Source organism: Qipengyuania sp. HL-TH1 (assembly GCF_036365825.1).
In the GTDB taxonomy this organism is placed as follows: Bacteria; Pseudomonadota; Alphaproteobacteria; order Sphingomonadales; family Sphingomonadaceae; genus Qipengyuania; species Qipengyuania profunda.
Map to the genome: position 1 here is coordinate 2,179,631 of NZ_CP142675.1, position 22,265 is coordinate 2,201,895.

19 protein-coding genes are annotated in these 22,265 nt (G+C 65.2%); 8 read left to right on the plus strand and 11 right to left on the minus strand.

The window, feature by feature from the left end; genetic code table 11:
- Nucleotides 1-144: 144 nt before the first annotated feature.
- The 3 genes from VWN43_RS11310 (at nucleotide 145) to VWN43_RS11320 (ending at nucleotide 3,313) form a co-directional block, all read left to right on the plus strand.
- Entirely contained in the window at nucleotides 145-1,332 is a 1,188-nt protein-coding gene (locus VWN43_RS11310) for a hypothetical protein (RefSeq protein ID WP_320181663.1), read from the plus strand.
- A gap of 77 nt (nucleotides 1,333-1,409) precedes the next feature.
- Nucleotides 1,410-2,039: a hypothetical protein gene (locus VWN43_RS11315; RefSeq protein ID WP_320181662.1), complete on the plus strand. Its 630-nt coding sequence runs from the start codon at nucleotides 1,410-1,412 to the stop codon at nucleotides 2,037-2,039.
- Nucleotides 2,040-2,143: 104 nt separating this feature from the next.
- Nucleotides 2,144-3,313 carry a restriction endonuclease gene (locus tag VWN43_RS11320; protein ID WP_320181661.1) on the plus strand — a complete coding sequence of 390 codons (1,170 nt, stop codon included), beginning with the start codon at nucleotides 2,144-2,146 and terminating at the stop codon, nucleotides 3,311-3,313.
- Between the two features lie 60 nt (nucleotides 3,314-3,373).
- On the opposite strand, the gene VWN43_RS11325 is transcribed toward VWN43_RS11320, so the two are convergent.
- The 3 genes from VWN43_RS11325 to VWN43_RS11335 are packed head-to-tail and all read right to left on the minus strand — an operon-like array spanning nucleotide 3,374 to nucleotide 8,147.
- Nucleotides 3,374-4,381, minus strand: a complete 1,008-nt coding sequence (locus VWN43_RS11325) for an HNH endonuclease family protein (protein ID WP_320181660.1) — start codon at nucleotides 4,379-4,381, stop codon at nucleotides 3,374-3,376.
- Nucleotides 4,381-6,786 carry an AAA family ATPase gene (locus VWN43_RS11330; RefSeq protein WP_320181659.1) on the minus strand — a complete coding sequence of 802 codons (2,406 nt, stop codon included), beginning with the start codon at nucleotides 6,784-6,786 and terminating at the stop codon, nucleotides 4,381-4,383. Before VWN43_RS11330 ends, VWN43_RS11325 begins: the two co-directional genes overlap by 1 nt.
- A complete protein-coding gene (locus VWN43_RS11335; RefSeq protein ID WP_320181658.1) occupies nucleotides 6,783-8,147 on the minus strand; it encodes a hypothetical protein in 1,365 nt (454 codons plus the stop codon). The genes VWN43_RS11330 and VWN43_RS11335 overlap by 4 nt, the downstream gene beginning before the upstream one ends.
- A gap of 252 nt (nucleotides 8,148-8,399) precedes the next feature.
- Between VWN43_RS11335 and VWN43_RS11340 the strand changes: the two genes are divergently transcribed.
- The 4 genes from VWN43_RS11340 to VWN43_RS11355 all read left to right on the plus strand — a co-directional run bounded on the left by VWN43_RS11340 (nucleotide 8,400) and on the right by VWN43_RS11355 (nucleotide 10,066).
- Nucleotides 8,400-8,867 carry a hypothetical protein gene (locus VWN43_RS11340; protein ID WP_320181657.1) on the plus strand — a complete coding sequence of 156 codons (468 nt, stop codon included), beginning with the start codon at nucleotides 8,400-8,402 and terminating at the stop codon, nucleotides 8,865-8,867.
- Nucleotides 8,868-8,976: 109 nt separating this feature from the next.
- Nucleotides 8,977-9,099, plus strand: a complete 123-nt coding sequence (locus VWN43_RS11345; protein ID WP_320181656.1) for a hypothetical protein — start codon at nucleotides 8,977-8,979, stop codon at nucleotides 9,097-9,099.
- A gap of 243 nt (nucleotides 9,100-9,342) precedes the next feature.
- Entirely contained in the window at nucleotides 9,343-9,636 is a 294-nt protein-coding gene (locus VWN43_RS11350) for an antitoxin Xre/MbcA/ParS toxin-binding domain-containing protein (RefSeq protein WP_330767341.1), read from the plus strand.
- Between the two features lie 91 nt (nucleotides 9,637-9,727).
- Complete coding sequence (locus VWN43_RS11355; RefSeq protein WP_320181654.1) at nucleotides 9,728-10,066, plus strand: hypothetical protein; 339 nt, start codon at nucleotides 9,728-9,730, stop codon at nucleotides 10,064-10,066.
- Here VWN43_RS11355 and VWN43_RS11360 read toward each other — a convergent pair.
- The 4 genes from VWN43_RS11360 to VWN43_RS11375 all read right to left on the minus strand — a co-directional run bounded on the left by VWN43_RS11360 (nucleotide 10,063) and on the right by VWN43_RS11375 (nucleotide 15,241).
- Nucleotides 10,063-10,542, minus strand: a complete 480-nt coding sequence (locus VWN43_RS11360) for a hypothetical protein (RefSeq protein WP_320181653.1) — start codon at nucleotides 10,540-10,542, stop codon at nucleotides 10,063-10,065. The two genes, VWN43_RS11355 and VWN43_RS11360, sit on opposite strands and share 4 nt — an antisense overlap.
- Complete coding sequence (locus tag VWN43_RS11365) at nucleotides 10,539-12,857, minus strand: hypothetical protein (RefSeq protein ID WP_320181652.1); 2,319 nt, start codon at nucleotides 12,855-12,857, stop codon at nucleotides 10,539-10,541. The genes VWN43_RS11360 and VWN43_RS11365 overlap by 4 nt, the downstream gene beginning before the upstream one ends.
- On the minus strand, nucleotides 12,854-14,305 hold the full coding sequence (locus VWN43_RS11370; protein ID WP_320181651.1) for a hypothetical protein: 1,452 nt from the start codon (nucleotides 14,303-14,305) through the stop codon (nucleotides 12,854-12,856). The genes VWN43_RS11365 and VWN43_RS11370 overlap by 4 nt, the downstream gene beginning before the upstream one ends.
- Nucleotides 14,306-14,509: 204 nt before the next feature.
- On the minus strand, nucleotides 14,510-15,241 hold the full coding sequence (locus VWN43_RS11375) for a ribonuclease H-like domain-containing protein (protein ID WP_320181650.1): 732 nt from the start codon (nucleotides 15,239-15,241) through the stop codon (nucleotides 14,510-14,512).
- Nucleotides 15,242-15,443: 202 nt separating this feature from the next.
- Between VWN43_RS11375 and VWN43_RS11380 the strand changes: the two genes are divergently transcribed.
- Nucleotides 15,444-15,734 carry a helix-turn-helix domain-containing protein gene (locus VWN43_RS11380; protein WP_320181649.1) on the plus strand — a complete coding sequence of 97 codons (291 nt, stop codon included), beginning with the start codon at nucleotides 15,444-15,446 and terminating at the stop codon, nucleotides 15,732-15,734.
- Between the two features lie 4 nt (nucleotides 15,735-15,738).
- Here VWN43_RS11380 and VWN43_RS11385 read toward each other — a convergent pair whose 3' ends face one another.
- From VWN43_RS11385 to VWN43_RS11400, 4 genes are all read right to left on the minus strand, one after another.
- Nucleotides 15,739-16,371, minus strand: coding sequence for a sensor histidine kinase family protein (locus tag VWN43_RS11385; RefSeq protein WP_320181648.1), 633 nt, complete (start codon nucleotides 16,369-16,371; stop codon nucleotides 15,739-15,741).
- A gap of 614 nt (nucleotides 16,372-16,985) precedes the next feature.
- On the minus strand, nucleotides 16,986-18,524 hold the full coding sequence (locus VWN43_RS11390; protein WP_320181647.1) for a phospholipase effector Tle1 domain-containing protein: 1,539 nt from the start codon (nucleotides 18,522-18,524) through the stop codon (nucleotides 16,986-16,988).
- Between the two features lie 60 nt (nucleotides 18,525-18,584).
- Nucleotides 18,585-18,788, minus strand: a complete 204-nt coding sequence (locus VWN43_RS11395) for a hypothetical protein (RefSeq protein ID WP_320181646.1) — start codon at nucleotides 18,786-18,788, stop codon at nucleotides 18,585-18,587.
- A 107-nt stretch (nucleotides 18,789-18,895) separates the two neighbouring features.
- Complete coding sequence (locus VWN43_RS11400; RefSeq protein WP_320181645.1) at nucleotides 18,896-22,222, minus strand: TM0106 family RecB-like putative nuclease; 3,327 nt, start codon at nucleotides 22,220-22,222, stop codon at nucleotides 18,896-18,898.
- Nucleotides 22,223-22,265 lie beyond the last annotated feature (43 nt).

Here is a 22,265-nt window from a genome sequence, read left to right on the forward strand (position 1 = left end):
CCTGCGTCGATCGACCATCACTTCCCATGGGATGGCATAGCGTTTAGCCTGATCGCAACTTGGAACGAGGGGGATACGATGAGGATATGCAGCCTACTGCTGTCAGTTGTCCTGCTGACTTCAGCCGGATGCACGAACCACCACGTGCAGTTCTTCTTCCCGAATACGGTCGCCGATGCGCCGGACGAGGTGCGCATCTTCATGGATGCCCGAGGAGATCTCTATCCCGACGATGGTATCGCTGCCGGATATGCCCTCCCCGACGGCTCGCACGGAAGTCTCTTCGAGGCCGCGCGCGGCGGCGACCCGGCCCTTTGTCTCGAGCCTCGGGCCGGAAGCGAGCTCGAGGAACTTTGCGACGCGGTCGACGAAGGCTGCTACGGCAGCGTCACTACAGACTGCTTCGCACGATGGCAGATGGTCCAAGAGACGATGTGGAAGAGGCGCGCGGAGCGCATCGCCGCGCGCTTCGGCGAGGACGGCAGGGACACGATCGGGGTCCTGATCTATGGTTTCAACAACTGGTTCCGCGAAAGCGACGCCAACTACGCCACGGCTGAGCGTGAGATGCGTCGCTTTCTTCCCGCTGATCGCAAGATAGGTTTCGTGGAGGTCTACTGGGACGGGTGCAGAGGCAACGACAAGGGCATAGGCTGCTGGTCACGAGCGCAGTCCACGGGGCCGCTCGCGGGGTTCGCGTTGCGCCGTCTCTTCAATGGCGTCGAGGAAGCTTGGACGACGGCGTCGGGATCTCCTTCCTGGCGTGTGCTCACTCACAGTTCGGGAGCGTTCGTCGCTGGTGCGACCTTCGGCGACCCCACGATCGCCCTTCCCCAGCTGCAGGATCCGACGACGAACCGCTGGTATGGTCGGTTCGCCCGACACCGCGACGAGGATCGCGGGCCGGATCGGATCCCGCAACTCTCGGACGCCCGCTTGGGCATGTTCGCCCCTGCGACGCCATCGAGTACCTTCGGTGGCCAATCGCGGGGAGTGCTATCGCAGAACCTCACGATCCTTACGGTCGTCCAGCCGGACGACAGCGCCTTGAACAAGCTCGTGCTCGGTTGCCGTAGGCTAGGGGCGTCATGCCTGGGCGCCATCGAGACGCAGGCCTGCGATCTCAAGCGCGAACTTGAGGGTAGGGGGACAGGGATCACGCTGTCGGTCTACGACTTCGGTCGTCCGGAGGACCCTTGGGGAGACGAGCGCGAACTGCACGACTATTCGGTCTACGTCCGGCAGGCAGCGGATCATTCGACGTTCTTCCGCGACTTCTTGGGTTCGGATCCGCGGGCCACGGACGCCTCGCCCCTGATCGACTGCGGCTGATCGATCTCGACATGGCACTGGACCGAGAATTCGCCTGCCTCTTGGCATGAGCCCTCGCTGGGCCGATATCCGGGCGTATGGCGGGCAAACGGCAGCATTACCTCCCGAGGTTCCTGCAGAGGGGATTTCTCGACAGGACGTCAGACGGCGAAGGGCGCGCGGACCGTACATGGCTGCATCGCCGGAGTTCCGAGCCACGCCTGGTCGGGATCGCCGATGTCGGCGTCGAGGACTGGTTCTACTCCCGTAGGGGCGAACCGGGCGAGGTGACGCTGGACGACATCATCACGCAAATCGAACGTGACTTCAGCAGGGACGTCGGCAAGCTGCGTTCGTCGCCCGCGGGGACGCAGGTCGCATCCGGGCATGCGGCTCGCACCACTGTCCCTCTCGTGATGAGGACGGCTCACCTTCGCCGGACGATTTCGGAAGGTGCGGATGCGATGCTCAGGGCTGCGGAGGAGCTCCTTACGGATCCCGACCGACTGTCCGACAAGATGGGCGGACGACGGCCTGCCCTGTCGCGGTCGGTGAGCGATGCGATCGCCGATACGGCCGCGAAGCTCGGCTCGGCACCGAGGGTCAGGTCATCCGCCCGAAATCGGCCTTGGTTCGGGATCGTCGAAGCAATTCGGGTAGGCTGGTTCGATCTTGCCTTCGGATACACAACGGCGGAAGCCGTCGAGTGCTGTCAGAGGCGATGCTAGAAGGAGGTCGTCATATCTGCAAAATGGGTGCCCGCAGCGTCAGGAGGCGGGTCGATCGCATCTGATGAGTTGCCGTCTTTCCCTCTATCCCGTGAAGGTAAGTGATGACCGACCGTTGGCAGTTCGACTACGCGCCACCTCGTAGCTGGGAGCAGTTCGAGGAATTGTGCGCGGACACCTTTCAGGATGAGTTCGGTGATGTGTCGCTCGTCCGCAACGGGCGTGCGGGGCAGCGACAGCATGGTGTCGACATTGTCGCGCGGGCGGGCTCCCTTTGGCCTGTCGGAATACAGTGCAAACGGAAGTCCGTGTGGCCGGTGAAGCAGGTGACCTGCCGTGAACTCGAGGAGGAGGTCACCAAGGCAAGGGATTTCGAACCGCCCTTGAGGTCGTTCATCCTCGTGTCTTCGGCCCCCGACGATGCGGCGCTCCAGGAGCGGGCGCGCGAGCTCGATGAGCAGCACCGGAAGGATGGACTGTTCGGAGTCGCAGTCTTCGGATGGGGGGAACTGGTGCGTCGTGCGACCCGCCATGGGGCGGTCGCATCGAAGCACTTCGGCGTCCACGCGCGAGGCGAGCATGCGCCGTTGCTGAGGACCTGGACGGCCGAGTGCCACGAGCTGCTCGTGGAGGATCGCGAACTCGACGTGGAGGTGAAGGAGACGATCCACGACCTGATCGACAACCCGCGAGGTCGCCTCGCGATACGGCAGCGGGAGAGCGAGGAGCTGCTGCTGCGCATCAAGGCCCGGCAGTCCGAGCCCGACCTTTCGCTGGACGATCGCGAGGAGATCCTCAAGATGCGCGGTGAACTCAAAAAGCTGGAGGATCGCGAGCGCAGATCGATCGCCGGCCTGGAGCTGCTGCTGCGCCACGACACCCTCGGCGAATACGTCCGGTTGGTCTGGAAGGAGCACGCGGCCTTCCTCGTCCGATCCTTCGTCGAGCAGGAGCTCGATCCCGGGCTGTCGGACGTGACCGGTCTCGAGAAGATACGGATCGCGCCGCCGGACGCGGCGCATGACGACACACATGCGGTCTTCCTGCCGTCTAGCGAGATCGTGGCGATACAGGAGCACCGCCGCGACCTGCACCGGAGATATCCGAAGGTCGATCCCGATTTCGTGGGCGAGTTGCCCGACGAGGTCTGTTTCGGGCGCGTCCTGCCGGCTCTCGTCAGGACGATCCTGAACCGTCTGGACGACGGCGAATCTCTGACGCGACTGGTCGAGCGAGGATGGCTGGACACGTCGGCCTGGCGGGTGAGCTGGTGAGCCGACAAGCTCGAAGTCTCGTCCATTCCCATTTCGTTCGCGGATACGGCACCGTCGTGGCTAGGACATGCCGCCGAGCGATAGGAACTCGTCGACCCATGCCTTCGCCGTGGCCGAATAGGGCTGGGTCGGTTCCGTCATCGCTCGCACCTCCCGAAGTATCCTGTCCTGCATCGCCGATGACTTGGTGAGGACGAGTTGCTTCACGTCGTCGGATGCGGCGGAGGCCTCGACCTGCGCGACCATCTCGTCGAGATCCACGACCAGCCCTGCGAGGAACTGCAGTTGCCGGACGACGCGCGTCCTCGCCTGGACGAGACCCACCCTGTTCAGGCCGTAGGTATGGATCGACATGGCCGCGACGAGGTCGATCTCGGACTCGTCGGCGTGCCGGCGGACCTCCTCGCCGTCCACGTCAGCACCGACGGGATTCATCGCGTCGGCGGGGGTCGCGTCTCCCTTCGCGTAGACGATCGAGGCACCGACGTGCGGGTGGAAGGTGAAGTCCAGGACATCCTCCGGCCGGTCGATGCAAGGATTGAGCAGGAGAGGACTCTCCCTTCCGATGTCGTCGCCCTCGCCTCGCGCGCGTCTGCCCTCGTCCGCGAGAGGGAAGGCGTCCTTCTTCCCCGTCGAGGTAATGGCAGTCGTCGCCCTGAGGTCGGAGTGCATCTCCGCGAGGTCGATCCCCGGTTTGGGAGTGGGTTGCCTTCTCCTCCGGTTGCAGTCGATGCAGCTAGGCAGGAGATTGTCCCAGTCCGCCGCCAACCACCAGTATCCGTCGTGGTCGGGTGCCTCCTGCACCCGACCCTTCGGACGGTAGTGTTCAACGTCGACCGGAGCGGTGCTGTCGTAGACGCTCTCGCAATAGGCGCACTTGCCCCCGAACAGCTTCTCGAGACCGACCTTCACCGAAGCGAGCTTGTAGGCCTTGAACTGCGCCTTGCGGGCGGTGGCGCGATCCTGCGCCGACAGGCCGAAGTAGGCGCGAGCCTGATCGAGTTCCTCGCGTTGCTTCTCGGAGAGATCGGCAGGAAGCGATCCGCTCGGTCGCGCTATGCTCCTCATCAGGCGCGTCCGAGGATCTCGACGATCCGCTGGCGCGTCCGAGCCCTTAGGTTCGACACCCTTTCCGACGACAGGACGTCTCGTTCGGCGAGGAACTGCGCGACGGCTTCCTGCACGAGCCTCTGTATCTCGCTGTCACCGACGGGGAGCGCCCCGTTCACCTCCGAGGCGAAGGCCCTGAAGGCCGACAGCTCGCGTTCGGTGAGGCTGTCGAGGGCTGCTGGTCCGTCGGCCGCCATGTCGCGGAGCAGATCGGCGATGCGGGCGTATTCCAGCTCGGTCGCACGTGCGTCGGTTGAGGCGAGCTGGAAGAAGTCGGCCGTGAGGAGCTGCTCGATGGTCAACTCCTCGATGTCGGGCAGCGTCGAGAGCGACTCGATGAACACCGGGTGTTCGCTGTCCACGTCGTCGGCACCTCGGACACGGTTGAGCACCAGGACTTCGCCGCTTCCCATCCCACGCAGGCAGAGCGGATCGTGCGATGTGACGACGAAGGTCACGTTGGGGAGCGCCTCGCGCAGGGCGGACATGATCGCGATCTTCCATCGCGGATGCAGATGGGCCTCGATCTCGTCGACGAAGACGATCGCGCGTGCTCCATACAGGGTCTGGAAGCCCGGCTGCCTCATCAGGCCCCGCATGATGTCGCACGCCATGGCGAGGACAGCGCGGAAGCCCGACGAGACGAGCTTCAGCGGAGTGCGCTCGCGTCTCTCGACGCCGCCGTGCAGGTATGGCGTCACGATGAAGCAGTCCTTCTCGCCGCGCTCCACGACGTCGAAATCGCCTTCGACCGCGAAGATCGACCGCAGCGCCCTCACCACCTCGTCGAACTCGTCCCGGTCGAGGTCCAGGAGCCAGTTCGTCGGGTTCGGAAGAAGCCTGTCCGACTGGAACAGGGTCCGCACGTGGTGACCTGCCGGTAGACGGACCAGTTGCTTGTCGAGGTACTGCCGGAAGGCGCCGTATGCGAACACGGGCGGCACCTCCTCCTCGTACGAGACGTCGAAGCCCTTCGGTGTGATGAGCGTCCTGGAGGCCGAGCCGTCCTCAAAGCCGATCTCGACGACCGCGTGGTCGGGCCCGGGCGCGCTGTCGGGGTCCATGAACGATGGGTCGAGGATCAGTCCCCGCGGTGACAGTCGAAGAGCTTCCCGGTCCCTGTCGTCCATGAGCGCGAGCACGCACGCCTCGAGGATGCTGCTCTTCCCCGTGGCGTTCTCGCCGAGGATGAGGAGCGACCCGCAGACCGCATCGGAGGTCGCCTTGACGCTCGCTGCGGGCTCGGCCGGGATTGGGAAGGAGAGTCGCTCCAGCGACTTGAAGTTCTCGATCGATACCTTCGTCAGCCTCGCGGTCTTGCGAGGTGTCGCACGCGTGGGAGGGTGGACCCGCCTCGCCGATATGCTCGGGTGGGCGTCGAGGACGTCCAGGGGGTCGGCGCGACGGAGCTCCTCGAACAGGCTTCGTCCCCCATCAGATCGCAGCATGCGGCCGACGGACCCAAGCACGTCTCGTGGGTCCAACCTCGTCCCCTGAATCTCCGACATGGCGAGGCCGAGCAGGCGCAGCCGCATTCGCAGGATTCCTGGGAAGTCGAGGTCGTGCGGATCGATTTCTCCGGCTTTCGACCTGAGTAGCCTCCATTCGAGTTCCCCGATCGCGTCCCGACGTCGTTCGACGAGTTCCGGGCGGTTGAGATGGAAATGGCCCAGCGTAGCGTCGCCGCGCGGGTCGAGTGCGACGAGAACGCCGTCAGGTCCGACGGCGAGGTGCTCGTGGATGGCGCGATCGCGCGTCGGGTCGAGCAGCAGGGCGTCCTCGGTCCGAGCGACGCCATGACGTCTCTCGAGGTCGGACCAGGACGGGATGAAGAGCGGGTCGCCGCCTTTCGGTCTGCGACGGGTCTCCCAGGGCTCGTAGCCCTGCGAGAAGTCCGGCTCGTGTCGGTCTGGTCGAGGCAGACTGAATTCCCGCAGCATCTCTAGGCTCGGGAGCGGCGAACGACGCTTTCTCACCGGGAAGTGGGCGGGATTGTCGGGCCTGCATCCTTCGCAGATCAGGAACCAGTTGTCCCACGAGGTCGCGAGCCAGACGTAGTAGAGGTGACTGGTCGCATGGTCCGCGACCGGTTCGGCCTCGGTGTCGGGCCTGAAGGGATACGCCGACTTCTCGTCTACGTCGCAGGCGCTCTCGCAGAAGGCGCATCGGCCCTCGAACAGGTCCCCGAGCTCGCGCCATATCGCGTAACCGACCCTCGCGGCCTTGACCCTGATCCGCGCCTGCGCGCGACTTGCCGACGCGAGTTCGAACGCCTGCAGCACCTCCTCGCGCATCTGTCCGATCTCGCGCGACCGCAAGATGAACTCAGGCGGTGCGGTCCTCGATCTGTCGACGAACCTCATCCTTCGTGCTCTCTGGTTTCCACGTCACCTACGTCCCGAAGATCGAGGGCGGTCCGCAGGGCACGGACGGCCGGGGTCGCCTTTCCCGAAGGCATGCGCCAGTAGTCGAGATGGCGGAACCGAAGGCCGGCCGAACTCAAGGCGTGGTCGACCACCCCGGGACCGAAGTGCGGGGCGACCGGACCCGCCACGGGGTCGCCGAGCAGCAGCAGCCTCGTCTCGAAATGGACGTTGGACCAGACGGTCGCCGCGAAGGGTGCGGCATGGTGCGGGATGCGGGACTTGGCGTCCCTAGGAAAGCTGAATCTCTTCACGTCTTTCGCCCAATACTCGTAGAAGGGAGGGCAGATGGGGAATTCGCGCCTCTTCTTGCGCGTCTCGAATGCGGAAGGCGATCCGGCGAGCAGGATGTCGGCCTTGCCGAGGGGCGAGCCGAGGGTGATCAGGTCGCTGACCAGCCAGGGAGCCCCTTCCCCAGACGCGAGCTCCCTCCGATATGCGCGCTGCGCCTCGCGGAAGCGGGAACGCTCGTCGTGTGCGCCCTTCTTCGCGACGAGCGATCCGTCGTCGGCTTTCTCGTCCTCGAACAGCGCGGCGCCCGCGTTCTCCACGTCGGCGAGGAGACGCATCGCGTCTGATCCTTCGGCGTGTCGCCCCTCCAGTTTTCGCTCGTCAAGACCGGCCCATGCATGCGTGAGGACGTCGTACGCGACGAGCGAACCGAGGCTGTGCCCCAACACGACGATACGGTCGTAGTCGCCAGTGCGATGAAGCCGGGCGAGGAGCTTCATGCCCTCCGCCCTGATCCGTTGCCTCGCCTCGACATTGCGCGGCGCGGCCCTGAGGTAGCGTGCGGCGTCGCCAACCACCGGGACGATAGCGTTGAGCACCAAGCTCGTGACGATGGGGAGCAGGAGGGTCGCCAGACCGCTCGCCCATCCCAACCTGTCGGAATCGAGGAGAAAGGCGACGTAGCAGCCTGCAGCGACGAAGGTCAGCGTCCAGGCGAGGATCCAGTGACCGAGATAGCCGCTCGGCAACGTTCCGGGAAGGCGGACGAACAGCGACGCGAGCCAGCCGAGCACGTCCGAGAGCCGGTTGTCGGGCATCATGTGCGCCCAGTAGTATTCGTGGAAGTCGAAGCGACGACCCGAGTGCCTGTCGCCGCGTGTCGTGACGCGCCGGAGCTCGTGGTTCTCCGCGGTGTCGCCCGGTTTCGAGTATATCGCCCGGTCGTATTCCTCGACCATGGCGTCGTCCTGCACCCATGCGGCGTCCATGAAGCTCCACATGGTGTCCATCGGCCTCTGTTCGCCGATTCCGTGTATCAAGATCACGGCGGTCTTCTTCGTCGCGGTCACCAAGCCCCTCCTCCCGGTCGTTCGGGTCCGCCGGAGAAGGAGCGATCTTCGCCGCATGTTCTCCTCCTCGTGGGTACGATAGCAAGGTTGGGTTCGATGCGCGAGGCCGGGTGGCCAACCGAGTCGATCGAGGCGGTCTACGGCGCGCGGGAACCCAACGGTCCACGCCACCGGTTTGCCTGCCGGTAACCTTCCCTCCGCTAGTCCGCAGGCTCCGATCGGACCAGTCGAAGGAACGAGGTCGATTCGCCCATGCGCGTTTTCAAGTTGTTGCTTTTGTTCGTCGCCATGCTGCTGATGATGGGTTCCTGGTATCTGCACGCCAGCTCTTCCGACAGCGAGCTGCCGGGCTACTTCATGCTGGTTTTCGCCAGCCTGTCGTCAATGTGGGCATTGGCGTCGCTCATGATCGCCATGCCCGAGCGACATGGCGAGGCTGGGGAGGCTCAATTACGCGGCGCCAAGCAGAGCGACGATCGTGCTGTGAACATTTACCTCCATGTCGGTTCGATCGTCCTCGACTGCCGACGTGATTGGCGCACGCCCGGCCAGCGCGATCCCAGCCGGAGGCATGGCCCCTCAGACGTAGAGGATGGCGACGGTGCCGAAGAGGATTCCGTCGAGGAGGAGGAGAAGGTCTCGATGATCGAACGGTTCCTCTCGTTGTTCGAGCGCCCGTCCGATCGCGAACGCGACGAGAAGAAGCCCGTAGAGGAGTAGCGCGATCGACATGGCCGAAGCCGCGGGGCTGTCCGCCAACGGCCCCGGCTCCAGCAGGCTCATGACGTCCGTCCCCTCATGTGCGAGGCCCGCCTCGGCGCCGCTCTCCATGCTCGTATCGCCGACACGTATCCGCTCTACGGCCACTGGTGCCGACGGCTCGCGCGGAACCGTGGACGATGCCGACACGGACCAGAACGCACCGACGATCGCCAAGGCGGACGGGGCGTAGGTCCGCAGTCGTCGCGTGACCGTGTGATCGCGATGTCTCTTCATATGCTTTTCCCTTCATTCATGGTGGGCCCCTCCCACTGGTCCCCCTGCCGTCGCGATATCGGTCCACCGACCGCCGTCACGCCCTCGCCACCGAAATTTCGGGGAACTGCTTTAAAGTAGTATCGTTGAGGTCGGCGTGTGGTGAGTTTCAGGAGAAGTCACGTTGGTATGTTTCGACGAGTTGGGACATCTCAGGTCCATGGTTCGCGCCCGGTGCGCATCGCTGGACCTGCACGAGGACGAGGCCGACTCACTTCTCGACGCGGGGCTGGGGGCTTCCGCCAACGCGATCGAGACGCGGCTGCGCATCGTCGACGAGATCCTAATGCTGGCCGTCGCCGTCTTCGGTGCGACGAGGGGAGGCGAATGGTTGCGCCATCACGGCGACATCTTCGCAGGTCGGACCCCGCTGGACATGGCGATGGGGAACCTCTGCGGGGCGAGACGAGTAAGGGACCACCTTCGCATCCTCCACGATGCCCTCGTCGACTGATCCGAACCGTGCGGTGGTCCCCGGCGGACGGCGATGGAGCCGCGTGCGTTGCTGGTGGCGCCTTCCGCCCTCATCCTCGGGCTCGTGCCTGTTGCGCCAGGTCTCGGGCCGGCCCGACGCCGCCTTCTGGCGCCGGGTCGCCCTCGAGGCCGACGACGCGCACCTGCGCGAGCTCAGACTGGAATGCCTCGTCAGCGGCAGGCGTCGTTACCTGCATCTCGACACCATGGGTGTCCCCGCAGAGGGCCTTCCCAACCGCGACGTCGGCAGCTTATGGGGGACCGCCGACGCCTCTGATCGCCGCCGTCACAAGTTCCTGGTCGATCTCGAGGCGGTCTGCGACCGCGCGGCGCGACGCGGCGTGGTCCGGGCGTTCGACGCGTCCTTCCTCGTCGACCTTGCCGGAGAGCTCGCACGCGTCGAGCGCTAGACCGACACCTCACCCTTAGGTTTCTCCTCCGGCTCCTCTTCCAGAGGCATCTCCTCCGCGAAGCCCTTCAGCAGCCTGCTTATGAGGACATTGGCCTCGCGCAGCTCTTCCCTGGTCTGCTCGTGCTTGGCCTTCTCTTCCCTCAGTTCGGCGATGGCCCTGTCTGCGCGGGCCCGGTCGAGTGACACGACGTTCTCGTCCTCGACCTGCGCGGTTTCCGCCGCCTTCTCCCCTCTCCATTTCGCGCGGCAGGGTTCCAGGACCTTGCTGTTCGCGTTGAGCCAACCCAGAGTGAGTAGAGGTTCCCGACTGTTCACGGCCTCGATCGTCGGTTTGATGGCGCGTTCGACCAAGTCCATGCCGACCTCGATCGCCAACTGACTGCGCGTGAGCTCAGTCCCCGGGACGAGCGGTGTCCTTCCTTTTGGAGGACCTGGTCTGTAGGGTGCCTTCGGGCCGTTCGCCTTGCCGTTCATCGCATCGTCTCCTCGCGCTTCTTCTCCACCTTGTTCCCGGCAACCCGTCGCTCGCGGGCCGCGATCTCCCGCACAAGAAGTTGTTGCTCCTTCTCCGCGCGGGCGAGATCCTGCTGGACCTGGAATTCGGTCGGTGCGCTGTAGTAGTCGCTGAGCATACTCGACTGGTGGTTGAGCATCGCCTGCACGGCGGCCGCGTGGACGCCTCGTCGCCTCATGTTGTTGGACGCCGCGTGACGAAGGATATGGAAGCTCACCTTACCGAACCCAGCCGACAGGAGCGCGACAAGGTAACCGACGGTCGCGGCTCCGAGGGCTCTGCCGCCCCACTGGAACACGAAGGGTGCTCGTCGCGCTAGTCTCTCCGGCAGGCTGATTTCGCCCGGCACGTCCCTCAGCCACCCATCTTCATGCCCGGTGGCAATCGCCACGTCTCTCGCCAATTGCAGAAGGGAGGAACATGTCGTCGCGGACAAGACGAAACCTTCCTCGCTCGTCCGGCGCTTGGGCACCGCCTTGAAGCCGGGAAGGTTGGCCGAGGCCCCGAGGTCGTGGCGGATGCAGTCGGCGGTCTGGACGATCTGCAGGACCTCCATGCGCCGCGCGAGACTGTCCGCGACGATGTCCACGAAACAGTGTGCGAATCGAGTTCCCATGACCGCCTCGTCGAGAGGCACCACGCACCGCCCCGTCTGCCGGGCCCATCGTGCGATCGAGATGCCATCGAGCCCATGTCCCCCAAGCGGCATCGAACCAGGAGCGTGGGGGAGCTTGTTCTCCAGGACGTAGGCGGTTCTTTCGCGTTGCAGCTGGGGAGGCGACTCCAACGGAGCCGTCACTAGGCCGAGCCGATAGGGCTTGACGAGATGCAATTCGCTGGTGCGGCCGCCTACGTCCGGGAGGCACTCGACGAACTCCATGATAAGGTCCGTGCCATTGCCATGCGACGACACCGCCGTGGCCAAGCCCTGGTGGACCTGCGCGGTGATGGCGAGCGCTCTACGGTCCTCCTGATCCAGGCCGCACCAGCTCGGACACATGTCCTGCCGTGGATCGATCGAACGCCACAGGTCACCCTCACGCCACACTCGCCAACAGGCCAGCTGTCTCGCCTCGGGCAGTGGGCGGCTGTCGTCGTCGAACACCGGTAACGCGACGAAGACCTCGTAATATGGATCGTCGCGCTCGCCTGCGTCGAATCTTTCAAAGTGCTCTTCCGCTTTCGACCGGGCTTCGGCGATCTGCGCTCCACAGGCCTTGGCCTCGAGTGCCCGCGCCGCCACCGTCCGACGGAACTCCCCAAAGCGGTTCGTGACCTCCTCGGCCTCCTTCTTCCTGTTTTCCATGGACTTGACGCGAACGCTCTTTTCCAGTCTGCGAAGCCTGGTCCGCAACAGCGCGTCCCGATGGACGGCCCTCGACAGGAGCGGTGCGATACGTCCGAGCTGGTCGGGATGTCCCATCAGATAGATAGAGAGTCCCCGAAGAACGGCGAGGACGGCCCTCACCCCTTCCACTCGGGCCCTCGCGACGCTCTTGAGCCTGATCGCGTCGTCCAAGACACCGTGCAGCGCACGGACCAGGACCTCCGGAGTGGGCGGTCCGTCCACGGCCATGTCGACGAGCTTGGTGGCGACGAATTCGAACCCCCGCCCGATCCGCCTGTGCCGGGCCCCCTTTCCTTCGGCCGCGACGATCTGCGCCGCGCACGCCAGTTCCGACACATGACCGCATCCCATCGCTGATCCGAGCCATTCCGGTGGCGGCTTCTCCATCTCGTCGTCGGTGACACATGTGCCGGGTAGTGCGAGATCGGGATGGCGCAACAGCATGACGCGGATGTCGCAGCCGACTCGATGGCGCTTCGTGCGCCTCTGCTCGAAACTTTGGAGAAGGCGGCCGGTGAGCCTGTCCACGTGCTCGTCGGGAGCGTCACGTCGGGTCACGAAGTACGCGCGCAGCTCCGTTCTCGTCAGTCCGACCACGCCTTGAGAAGCGAGTGCGAAGTCATCCAGGCCATCGGGCCAAGGATGGTCATGTGGTACGCGCGCGGCGACGCGGATCCTCCTGTGTGCGTAGCTCGTTTCATCGTCCCATTCGACAATGCCGGCGACGTATGCATCGTAGAGGTCGGTCCCGTCCTTCCATGCGGGGTCGAGCGACACCTTCCAGTGTCGTCCATTCCTTTCGACCGGCATGCCTCCGTAGTAGGCGACGCGGGCGGCCTGCCAGTCCGCGAGCCCGAGGCGCATGCCCGCTGCTCGAAGCGACATCGTGAGCGTATCGACTTTGCGGACGACTTGCGCGACCGTCATGTAGCGAGATCCTTCGGGCGGTCGGCGAGATGCGCGAGGTCCGCATCGAGCGTACCCTCGCCGTTCCTTTCGGTCTCTCCGATCACGACCTTCTCATGCGCTTTCATCGCGGCCTCTTCTGCTGCGTAGTCCTCGAGGGCCTCGCGTTCGGCCTCGAGCTGGTATGCCCAGTCTGCATAGGCCTTGCTCTGGTCGGTACTTTGGTCGTGCTTAGTCGCGATCTCCATCAGACCGTCCGCCCGTTCCTGCGATCCCTTGGTGGTATTCGCGAAGAGCTCAAGAACCTGCCGGGTGATCGTCGCCCTACGATAGTCGCGGAGAGTGGGTTCCCGCCTCCCGTCGTTGAACAGGATCGGCTTGTGACCTCCGCGCTCCTGTCTGATCTCGCGACCCTTGATCGTCCAGTATCGCAGGCCTTCGTAGGTGATGAAGGCGTCGAAGCTGGTTTCCGCACTCGGCCGTGGGAATATCGCCACCCTCTCCAAGAACGTCTTGGCCTCTTTCGCAAGCTCTTCGTCGGCGCCGAACAGCTCGTCCGCCTTTACCTCGATCTCCTCCATCAGCGTTCTGGTAGGCTCGATCGGCGACTTTTCTGCGGACAGCCTCTCGACGAGCCGTGCGCGTACGTCCGGTGGCATGACGAACTGCGCCTGCGTCACGTCTTCGCCGCGACGCTTGTTACGACAGCCGACCCGATCCTTCGCGCCCTTGATGACCCAGCCGTAGGCATTCGCATGTATCACGGACATCGGGCGCTTCCCGTTGAGGCGCAGGACGATGTTCGAGTCCTTGATAAGTTCAGGAGCGTTGGCGAGTTCGAGGTCGGTCGTGAGCAAGGACACGCAGGACGCAGGGTCTACCGGTATCGAGATCCTCGCCTCTCTCTTCGGAGCCAAGAACCGCCGACCGATGTGGTCCGACTTCCGGTTCTGCTCCTTCATGAGCGACACGTATTCGATGCGCTGCTCGATGTCGGCCTCGGCGAAGAAGGTCAGTAGGCTGTGGTTCCGGCGCGTGAGCTTGGCGTGCTCCAGCTTGTCATAGAGGAAATTCAGGGCCAGCCTGTCGAAGTTCCCGTACTTAGGTGACGGGTGGGACAGCTGCCGCGCTCCGTCTATCGGTCGCTTGACCCCAAGCGTGTGACCTCGCGCGACTAGGAACTTCAATTGCCTCTCTACGGCAGCTTCCTCGCCCTCGCGCCAGATCGCCCGCCAGTCTTCGCCTGCCTCCAACTCGGTGTTGAGGAAGATCCGAATCGGCAGCCTGAACTTTTTCCAGGTTTCCACCGGCATGGTGGCGACGTCGTCCCTGAGGACCTTGCTCAGGCTTCGCAGGACACCGCCTGGCGAACAGATCGTGCCGTCGTTGAAGACATGGAACCTTGGAACGCCGAGCTCATCGGGCTCGTCGGGAAAAAGGCACAGCGGCATCTGGACGGGACGTTCCATTCAAGAAACATACCGCAAACAGCATCAACGTATCAATAGAGAATCCAGCACTGATGTAGATTCTATAGTAATCACTCGATTTGGGGTAGCTCTTGTTACCCAGAGCGTCCCAACACCTATGGCCTCTATACACTTTCTTTTCTGTCATTATGGCTTCGAAACCCGCTTATAGGCTGGACACTTGCAGATCGTCAAATGTAATTTTCAGGATGACTTACCTCGTTCCCCTGCCCAGCGCACCCCACCGCCTATCAGCGCGCTCAGATGATTTCTGCGCGCCCACTCACCGCCACCCGCCTGCTCCAGCGCCCGCACTCCCGCCGCCCAGACCTGCCCGTCGATTCGCAGCGCCGCCAGTTCGTGGATAAGCAGCAGGAACGTCGCGACCGAGTCCACCTCGCCCTTGAGCACCATGCGCGACCGGCCGTCTCTGCCGTCGAGGTAGGTCTTGGCGTCGATCCCCAGCCCGGCACATCGATCCTGCAGGCTGCCATGGTGGCCACCGGCCGGGACGTGGGGAAACGTGAAGAGGTCTATATGGGGGAGGCGGGGAGCGCGCAGGGCGGCCTCGAGGCGGTATCGGCGGTGACGCATGATCCTGCGGCGGATCACCGGCAGGTCGTGACGGGAGCCGTTGTAGGTGACGAGCGTGGGGTTCGTTCCGAATGCCGCGTCGATCGCGGCGAGTATGTCGGTCTCGTCGCCGTGATGGCTCGTGAGTTCCCCGATCTCCCAGCGTCCGATGGACGGCTCGGTCACGGTGAGGAGCGAGAAGCTGGCAATGCGCTGGACGAATGGACGGACGGCCTTCGCGCTCGTGCCCAAGCCGGTCAGCAGGGCGTCGTCGCGCGTCTCGAGGTCGAACACGGCGAGCCGACCGAGCGGTCGCGAGAGGTCGATGGGTGTCCGCCTCGAGCGGTCGTGCGTTTCGGGCATCGTCGGTTCCTTTTCCATACTTGAATGATCTCGCAAATCCGTTTCCTCTCGGGGATCCCGTCGCCTCGTCTTCGCTGGCGAGAGGCACCGTGTCGGCGAGCAGGGTGCCGATGGGATTGGAGGACGGGGAGGGTGTCGTGGCCGTGGCTAACGCCGACAGGCATTGTTGCCGCTGCGCCTGAAGCGGTGTTAGGGACGCGGCATGGCGAAGGAGACCGAAACCTCCGACGACGATCCGCTCGCCGTGTCGTTCGGTGCCCGCATGGCGACCTTGCGCCGGGCTGCCGGGATCGACGGGACCGAGCTGGGTCGCAGGGTCGGCATCTCGCAGGCGCACGTCTGGCGTCTCGAGGCCGGCAAGGCCGTGCCGAACCTGAGGACGATGGCACGCATTGCGCTGGCGCTGGACGTCTCGTTGTCCTCGCTCGTCGAAGAGGTGGACCTCTCGAGCGTCGAGCTGCGCAACCGGGACTACGTCCGCCGCGAAGGTTGACGCGTCAGATGTCGGGCCTGGGAAGGCGCGGTAGCGTCGCGATCGCCGTAAAGCCTTCCTCCGAACGACTGGTTCTGAACCTGCCGTCGCGCTCCTCACACAGCGCGCGCATGATTCGCAGGCCTCGCCTGCCGGTCGAGGTGGGCTGCGGACCGTCGCACGGGTTCCTGCACTTGAGGCTCAGGTGGCGGCGGGAGACACGCATCGACAGGACGATCTCCTCAGACGGGGTCCCGTGCTTGAGCGCGTTCGTGAGCATCTCGTGCGCGAGCCTCAGGACGGCGCTGGCCAACTTCGGCACGACCTGCACGCGGAGCGTGCTGGTCACGACCCTGATACCTCCGGCGACCAGACGGCCCCTGGCCATGGCGATGCTGAGTTCGCGCAGAAGCTCGACCAGTTCGCAGCCCTGCGCTTCCGGGGCGACGAGGAGCCGTCTGACAGCGACGTAGCCTTCCAGCCGCTCGATGGCGCAATCCACCAGTGGAAGCGCACCGGCGCCGTGCTGCCGGGAGGTGAGCCGCAGTGCGGCGAGCGCAGACGAAAGCTCGTTGGCGGTGCGGTGCTGCTCGTCCCGCAGGATGAGATCGGCCGCCTGCCCTTCGCGCACGTGGGTCCGTCTTTGACGTCTGTTCATCGGTTTCCCTCCTCGACAAGACACCTCTACTACTTTGAAGTATTACATGCAAGAGGGTTCGTGACCGTGGTCGTGATCTCCACGGCGAGAGGTCGATCCCATCGAGAACACCAGGGTCGTCACGTCGGTTCTTAGCAGGGTCGCCAAGTCTCCATGGCTCCAACCTCCGCGATCCTGGTGTCCGGCGGGAGCAACGAGGGGAGATAGGGAAGCTCGACGAGATGCGACGGCAGTCGTCCCACCGCCGCCGCGCGGGCCGTCTCGGACAGGTGGAGGTCGAATTCGCGTATGCCCTATGACGTGCATCTGCTCGAGGACACGCGATCCCTTCGAGACCGGTGCGGGATGAGGCATCATACACCACGTTGGATATCCGCGTCGGCCTTCCTACAACCTGACCTAGAGACGCGACGCAGATCGGTCCTGCGCGGCGAGGCCCCCTGGCTGGAGAAGGAACTGGAGCGGGGCCGGATCGGACGAGCGCGATGATCGCACTGGGCATGGGCGCTGCCTCGGGGGGGCGAGCCCAGGCTTCGGGCCCGACTGTCCGTCGTCCTGATTCGCCGGAACCCTCGGTCGCGCCCGCTCGGTCGAACCTCGGCGGGATGGTTTGGTTAGGGCGACGGCTTCGGGCGCGCACCTTCGGGATCGTCGTCGCCAGGTCGGCATGGACCTCGGGGTCCTGCCTCTGCCACCTCGTCGGAGAGGACGGCGGCGTCACGCGGCATCCTGAGCACGTCACCGGGAAAGATGTCGCCGGGATCGTCGAGGAGGTCGCGATTGAGGGCGAATATCTCCTGCCGGCGATCCGGATCCCTCAGGATCCGGCGCGCTATGCGCCACAGGTTCTCGCCAGCCGCGACGACGTAGGTCGGGAGCTCCGCTTTGCCGGGAGGATCGAAGTCGTGCCGTCGCGCCTCGATCGCCCCCTCCAGGTGCGCGAGCGGAGCGGGGCGGTAGTCCGCTCCGCCGAGCGCCGGGCCCGGCATGAACCAGCGACGCAGCGCCGAGGGGTGGACGTCCTCCACCTCCGCAGGTCCGCTCCGGTCCGCGGTGAGCAGCCGGTCCTTGATCGCCGAGAGCGCCCTCCCCGCCGACCTGCGGATCGAGAGGCGACGCTCGTCCAGGGGTTCCGGCGTGTTGGTCAGCGGCGCATCCGCGCGGTAGCGTATGTCGTCGAGCTGCGAACGTCCCTCGAGGTCCACCTCGAGCCCCATCTCCACGGCACCCTTTAGCACCCAGTGGAGCGCGGCGTTCGAGAGGCCGCGCTCCGGCCCTCCGCCGCCGACCGAACCGTGGTCGCCCGCGAACCACTTCTGCTGGTAGGGCGCCTCGGGCGAATACGGCTCGTGCCCCGCCGCCACGTTGAGCTCGCGCACGTTGCGCCACATCGTCGGCATGAAGTGGACCCGCCGCTCGTCTATGGCGACCGCGTGCCTGCCCGCCTCGACCAGGTCGGACAGCTGGGTATCGTGGTCGGTGTAGCGCTTGTCCTTGTGCCGGTCGAAGGTCGCCGCCACCACCTTCCAGCCGAGCGACCCGACCGTGTCCCACACGCCGCAGTAGCGCACCTTGACCATGTCGACCTCCGCCGCCGGATCGTCGCGCCGTCGCCAGGCGAGTTCGGAAGCGGAGACGCAGGAGGTCGGGCAGTGCCTGCGGCGGAATTCGAGCAGTTCCTCGGGCTCGTCCGCGTCCCTGTCGGCGTGAAGGCCGTAGAGCTCCCACGCCCGCCTCAGCTGCGAGGCGTCCGCGACCGAGATGATCCCGGCGCACTTGATGAAGCCGATGAAGGTGCGCGCGGTGAAGGCACCGCGGCTGAACCCGAAGACGAATATCTCGTCGCCGGGGCGATAGTTGAAGATGAGGAAGCGGTAGGCCTCCTGGACGTTCGCGACGAGGCCCTTGCCGAACGCTCCGCCTCGAAAGGTTTCGTCCGACGCCGTGCCGACGCCCTCGTCGTAGTAGACGATCTGGTCGCGTCCGTCCCGGTCCACCGGCGGCACGCTCTCGGCCAGAAGCACCACGTTGGTGGGATGCTGGCTGGAATCCAACTTGTTCCACGACCCGTCGAAGCAGAACACCAGACGCCGCGTCCGCGGTCGCCTCTCTCCTGCGTCGTGGCTTTCCAGTTCCAGTTCGTCCTGGGTCATCCTGTCATGGACCTCCTACGCTGGTGCGGGGACCGCCCGACGAGCCGTCCCCGCTCCGCATCACTTCTCGCGCACCGTCGTGCTCGGGCTGCTCTTCCCGTGCTTGGCGGTGACGAAGCGGCCGCTGATGGCGCTGCGATATGCGCCGCCGGTGCTTCCGCTCTTGCCCGCGGCCTCACGCACGGTCGTGCTCGGACTGCTCTTTCCGTGCTTGTTGGTGACGTAGCGGCCGCTCTTGGCGCTACGGTAACGACTTCCTGCCATGATCTTGCTCCTTCGCGTGCTTCCGGCGGGCGGACCGACCGATTCGGCTGCCATCGCTCTTGTCGCACGCGAGGGTGTCGGAACATGTCACCCTCGAAGCGATCCAATCATCGCTGGCCGTGTTCCTCGAGCAGGCACAGGGTGTTGACCAGCTTCATCTGCTCGACTGTGCGGACCGGAGTGTCGAGCAGCGACGGGCTCGCGATCACCCGCGCCGCGACCTTCGCACGGGACACGGCCACGTTGATCCGGTTGAGCGAGAAGAGGAACTCCACGCCCCGGGGTATCTCCTCCCCGTCCGACGTCGTCATGGAGACGATGCACACGGGTGCCTCCTGCCCCTGGAAGAGATCGACCGTGCCGACCTTGACGTCGGCGCCCAAGGCCGACCTCAAGGCGTTGACCTGCGCGTTGAACGGGGCGACCACGATCACGTCCTCCGATCGGACCACGTGCAGCTCGCCGTTTCTATCAACATATCGCGCGCCCGAGACGGCCTCGATCTCCGTCTGCACGCGCTCGACCTCCTCCGGCGAAACCTGCGAACGCCCCTCGTGCCGGACGTCCACGATCCGAGCTCCGGCGAGGTCCGTCCCGTCGGGCCCGACGAGCGACTGCGCCGAAGCCGCGTCGTCGTTCTCGAGCCGTCCTTCGTAGACGGCTCGCGAGATGAAGGCGCACACGTCGTCGTGGAGTCGCCGCGTGGTCGGCAGGAAGATGCCCCTGTCGGCGGGGACCGTGCGTTGGTCGCCGATCAGGTATTCCAGGCTGGAGAGACCGCTCTCGCCGGGATGGGCGCCCTGGATCGGTTGCGGAAGCTGCATGGGATCGCCGACCAGCACGATGTTGCGGGCCGCTCGCGACATGGCCGTCACGTTTGCGAGCGACACCTGCCCGGCCTCGTCGATCACCAAGTGATCGAACGCCGCATCCTCGTATCGGGCGAAGTGCCACGACGTCGCCCCGACCACGTCGGCCGCAGCGATCTCGGCCGCCTCGTTGTCCCTCACGACCTGCACTGCGGGGTGGTCGCCGGCGTCCGTTGGATCCGAGACCTTCTGCGCGATACGGCAGTCGACGCCCTGGGCCTCGGCCTCCTCCGCCACCCCCTTGAGCAGGTTGCCGATGGCACGGTGGCTGTTGGACGACACGGCGACGCGGCGGCCGGACCCGACCAGCGCGACGATCGCCTTGGCCGACACGTAGGTCTTGCCCGTGCCGGGAGGCCCCTGGACCGCGAGGACCGTGTCCCGCATCGCACCGATGGCCTCGATGGTCCCTTCGACCAGGTCCCCGCCCTCCGCGACGATCGCGGCCCCCGGTTCGACGCCGTCGATGCGGGGATGGGTCTTGGAGAGGAGATCGACGATTGCGGAGGCGCGAGGGTCTCCCGCGATGATGCGCTCGGTCGTCGAGGCCATGGCCTTGCGGACGATCCGGTTGTCGATGGGGCGCGGAGGGAGGAGGTCGAGACGGTTTGGCAGCGGACCCTTTGCCGTCGATCTTCGCAGGACGACCGTGCGGGCCTCCTCGTCGAGGGCCACCAGGTTGATGCCCTCGGGCATCGTGGCCGGCTTGACGCACGGGGTCTTGCCGACCCTAAGCTTCGTCTCCTGCTCGGGAAAGCGGTATTCGCGTTCGAACGAGCGCTTGTCCTTTATGGCCGGACCCGTCGCTTCGAGCCCCTGCAGGCATTCCAGGTCGTCGAGGAGGTCCTCGCTGTCTTGGGCGAGCCTGTCGAAGATCGCCCAATAGGCCGGCTTGTCCTCCCTCTGGTGGAAGCGACTGAGGTCGAGCAGGAGCGTCGCGACGTCCTCGCCGAGCTTCACGCCCACCGGCACCAGCCTCTCGCGCAGGGCCTCGTCCTCCTCCTCCTCGGCTTGCACCTTCTCGTCGGCCTTCGGGCCCGGCGTGTCGCCGAAGACGGGATAGGGGCCGTCGGGGCGCACTTCGGACACGAGCCAGTCGCGCAGCAGCTTCGTCGATATGCAGTCGGTGCGGTTGTAGTCGCGGATCTCGTCTAGGATCTCCTGTCGCCGGGTCCTTCGCCATTCCTCGTAGGCGACGACGCTGGCGCCGGCGGTCGCGACCTCGTCGTCGCGCTTCGCCATGTAGAAGGCCTCGAGGTCCTTGATGGAGTATCCCTTCTCGGACGCGATCAGGCCGCCCGCCACCACCTTGAAGAGATCGACGAACCGGCGTTCGCGTTGGAGCTGGTCCATCGCCGCCTCGCCGGTCCTGTGCTGAGAGGTCAGCCGTCGCAGTGCCGCTATCTCGTAGTTGGCGTAGTGGTAGATGTGAGCCTTGGGGTGTGCACGCATGTGCGAGGAGAGGAAGTCGAGGAGGTCGTGGGTCAGCTTCGCCTCCTCTGATCGGTCATGCGCCCAGAAGTCCACGAAGTCCCAATCGCCGTCCTTCAGCATCCAGATGCCGTGCAGGTACTCCAGTCCTCCATCCGGATAGTAGGGATCGCCCTCGATGTCGTAGAAGAGGTCGCCCTCGTCGGGTTCGGGAAGGAGGTCGAAGCCGCGGCCGTCGGCCTGGTCGCGCAGAACGAAATCCGGATCACCGCCGGCGCGCCTGGCGACCTGCAACCCGGCCTGGGTCCTCAGACGCTCCCACGTCTCGGTCGTCATGCGCGGTATGCGCGTCGTCGCCTGCGCGAGATCGGTCATTGTGCCGATCCCCGCCTCGCGCAGCTTGTCCCGCTGCGAGCGTGTCGCGTTCGCGACGAGGGAGAGGCTGTCCGTCTCCCGCCAGACCTCTTCGCAGTGCGACTTCCAGCGGCACAGCGCACAGGCCGTTACCGGTTCGGGGCTCGTCGCAGGGCGGTCGTCGATGAACTGCTGGAGCATGCGCCGCGACCGCCGAGCGTAGGCCGATACCTCGTCGAGCCGCACCGTGAAGCGCGAACCGTCTCCGAGTTCAAGGTAGGCGTGCTCCGGCGGACGACCCTGCATGTCTGCGAGCATGTCGCTGTAGAGGCACAGCTGGAGGACGTGCTTGGGGTCGGGCCTGCGTTTCAGCTTGGTGTCGACGACCTCGTAGGACCATTCGCCGAGCTCGGAAGGCGCTCCCACCTTCTCCAGGAAGTCCGAATAGCCTCCCCATACACCGTCGAGCATCGCTCCCTGGAAGATCACGTCCGCGCCGGAGCGCATCGCCTCCAGCGTTGATGCCACACAGTCCTCTATCGTGCGGCCCTTGGTCTCGATCTCCACGACCTGGCGGCCGTCGGCCTTCAGTCGTTCCAGGAACGCCAGCTCGTGCGCATCTCCCTGTGCCTGGAGCAGTGCGGCCTCCTCGCCGTCCACGTCCGGTTCGAGGTCTCCGATCTCGAGCTTGCGCAAGTCGAGGGTCGTCGCGTGCCGACATCCCTTGAACCGCATGAGGTCTGAAGCCGAAAGTCGGAATCTGCCGTCGATGGATTGCATCGGTGTTCTCCTAGCCTGCCTACTACTAGCGCAGGGTGACAGA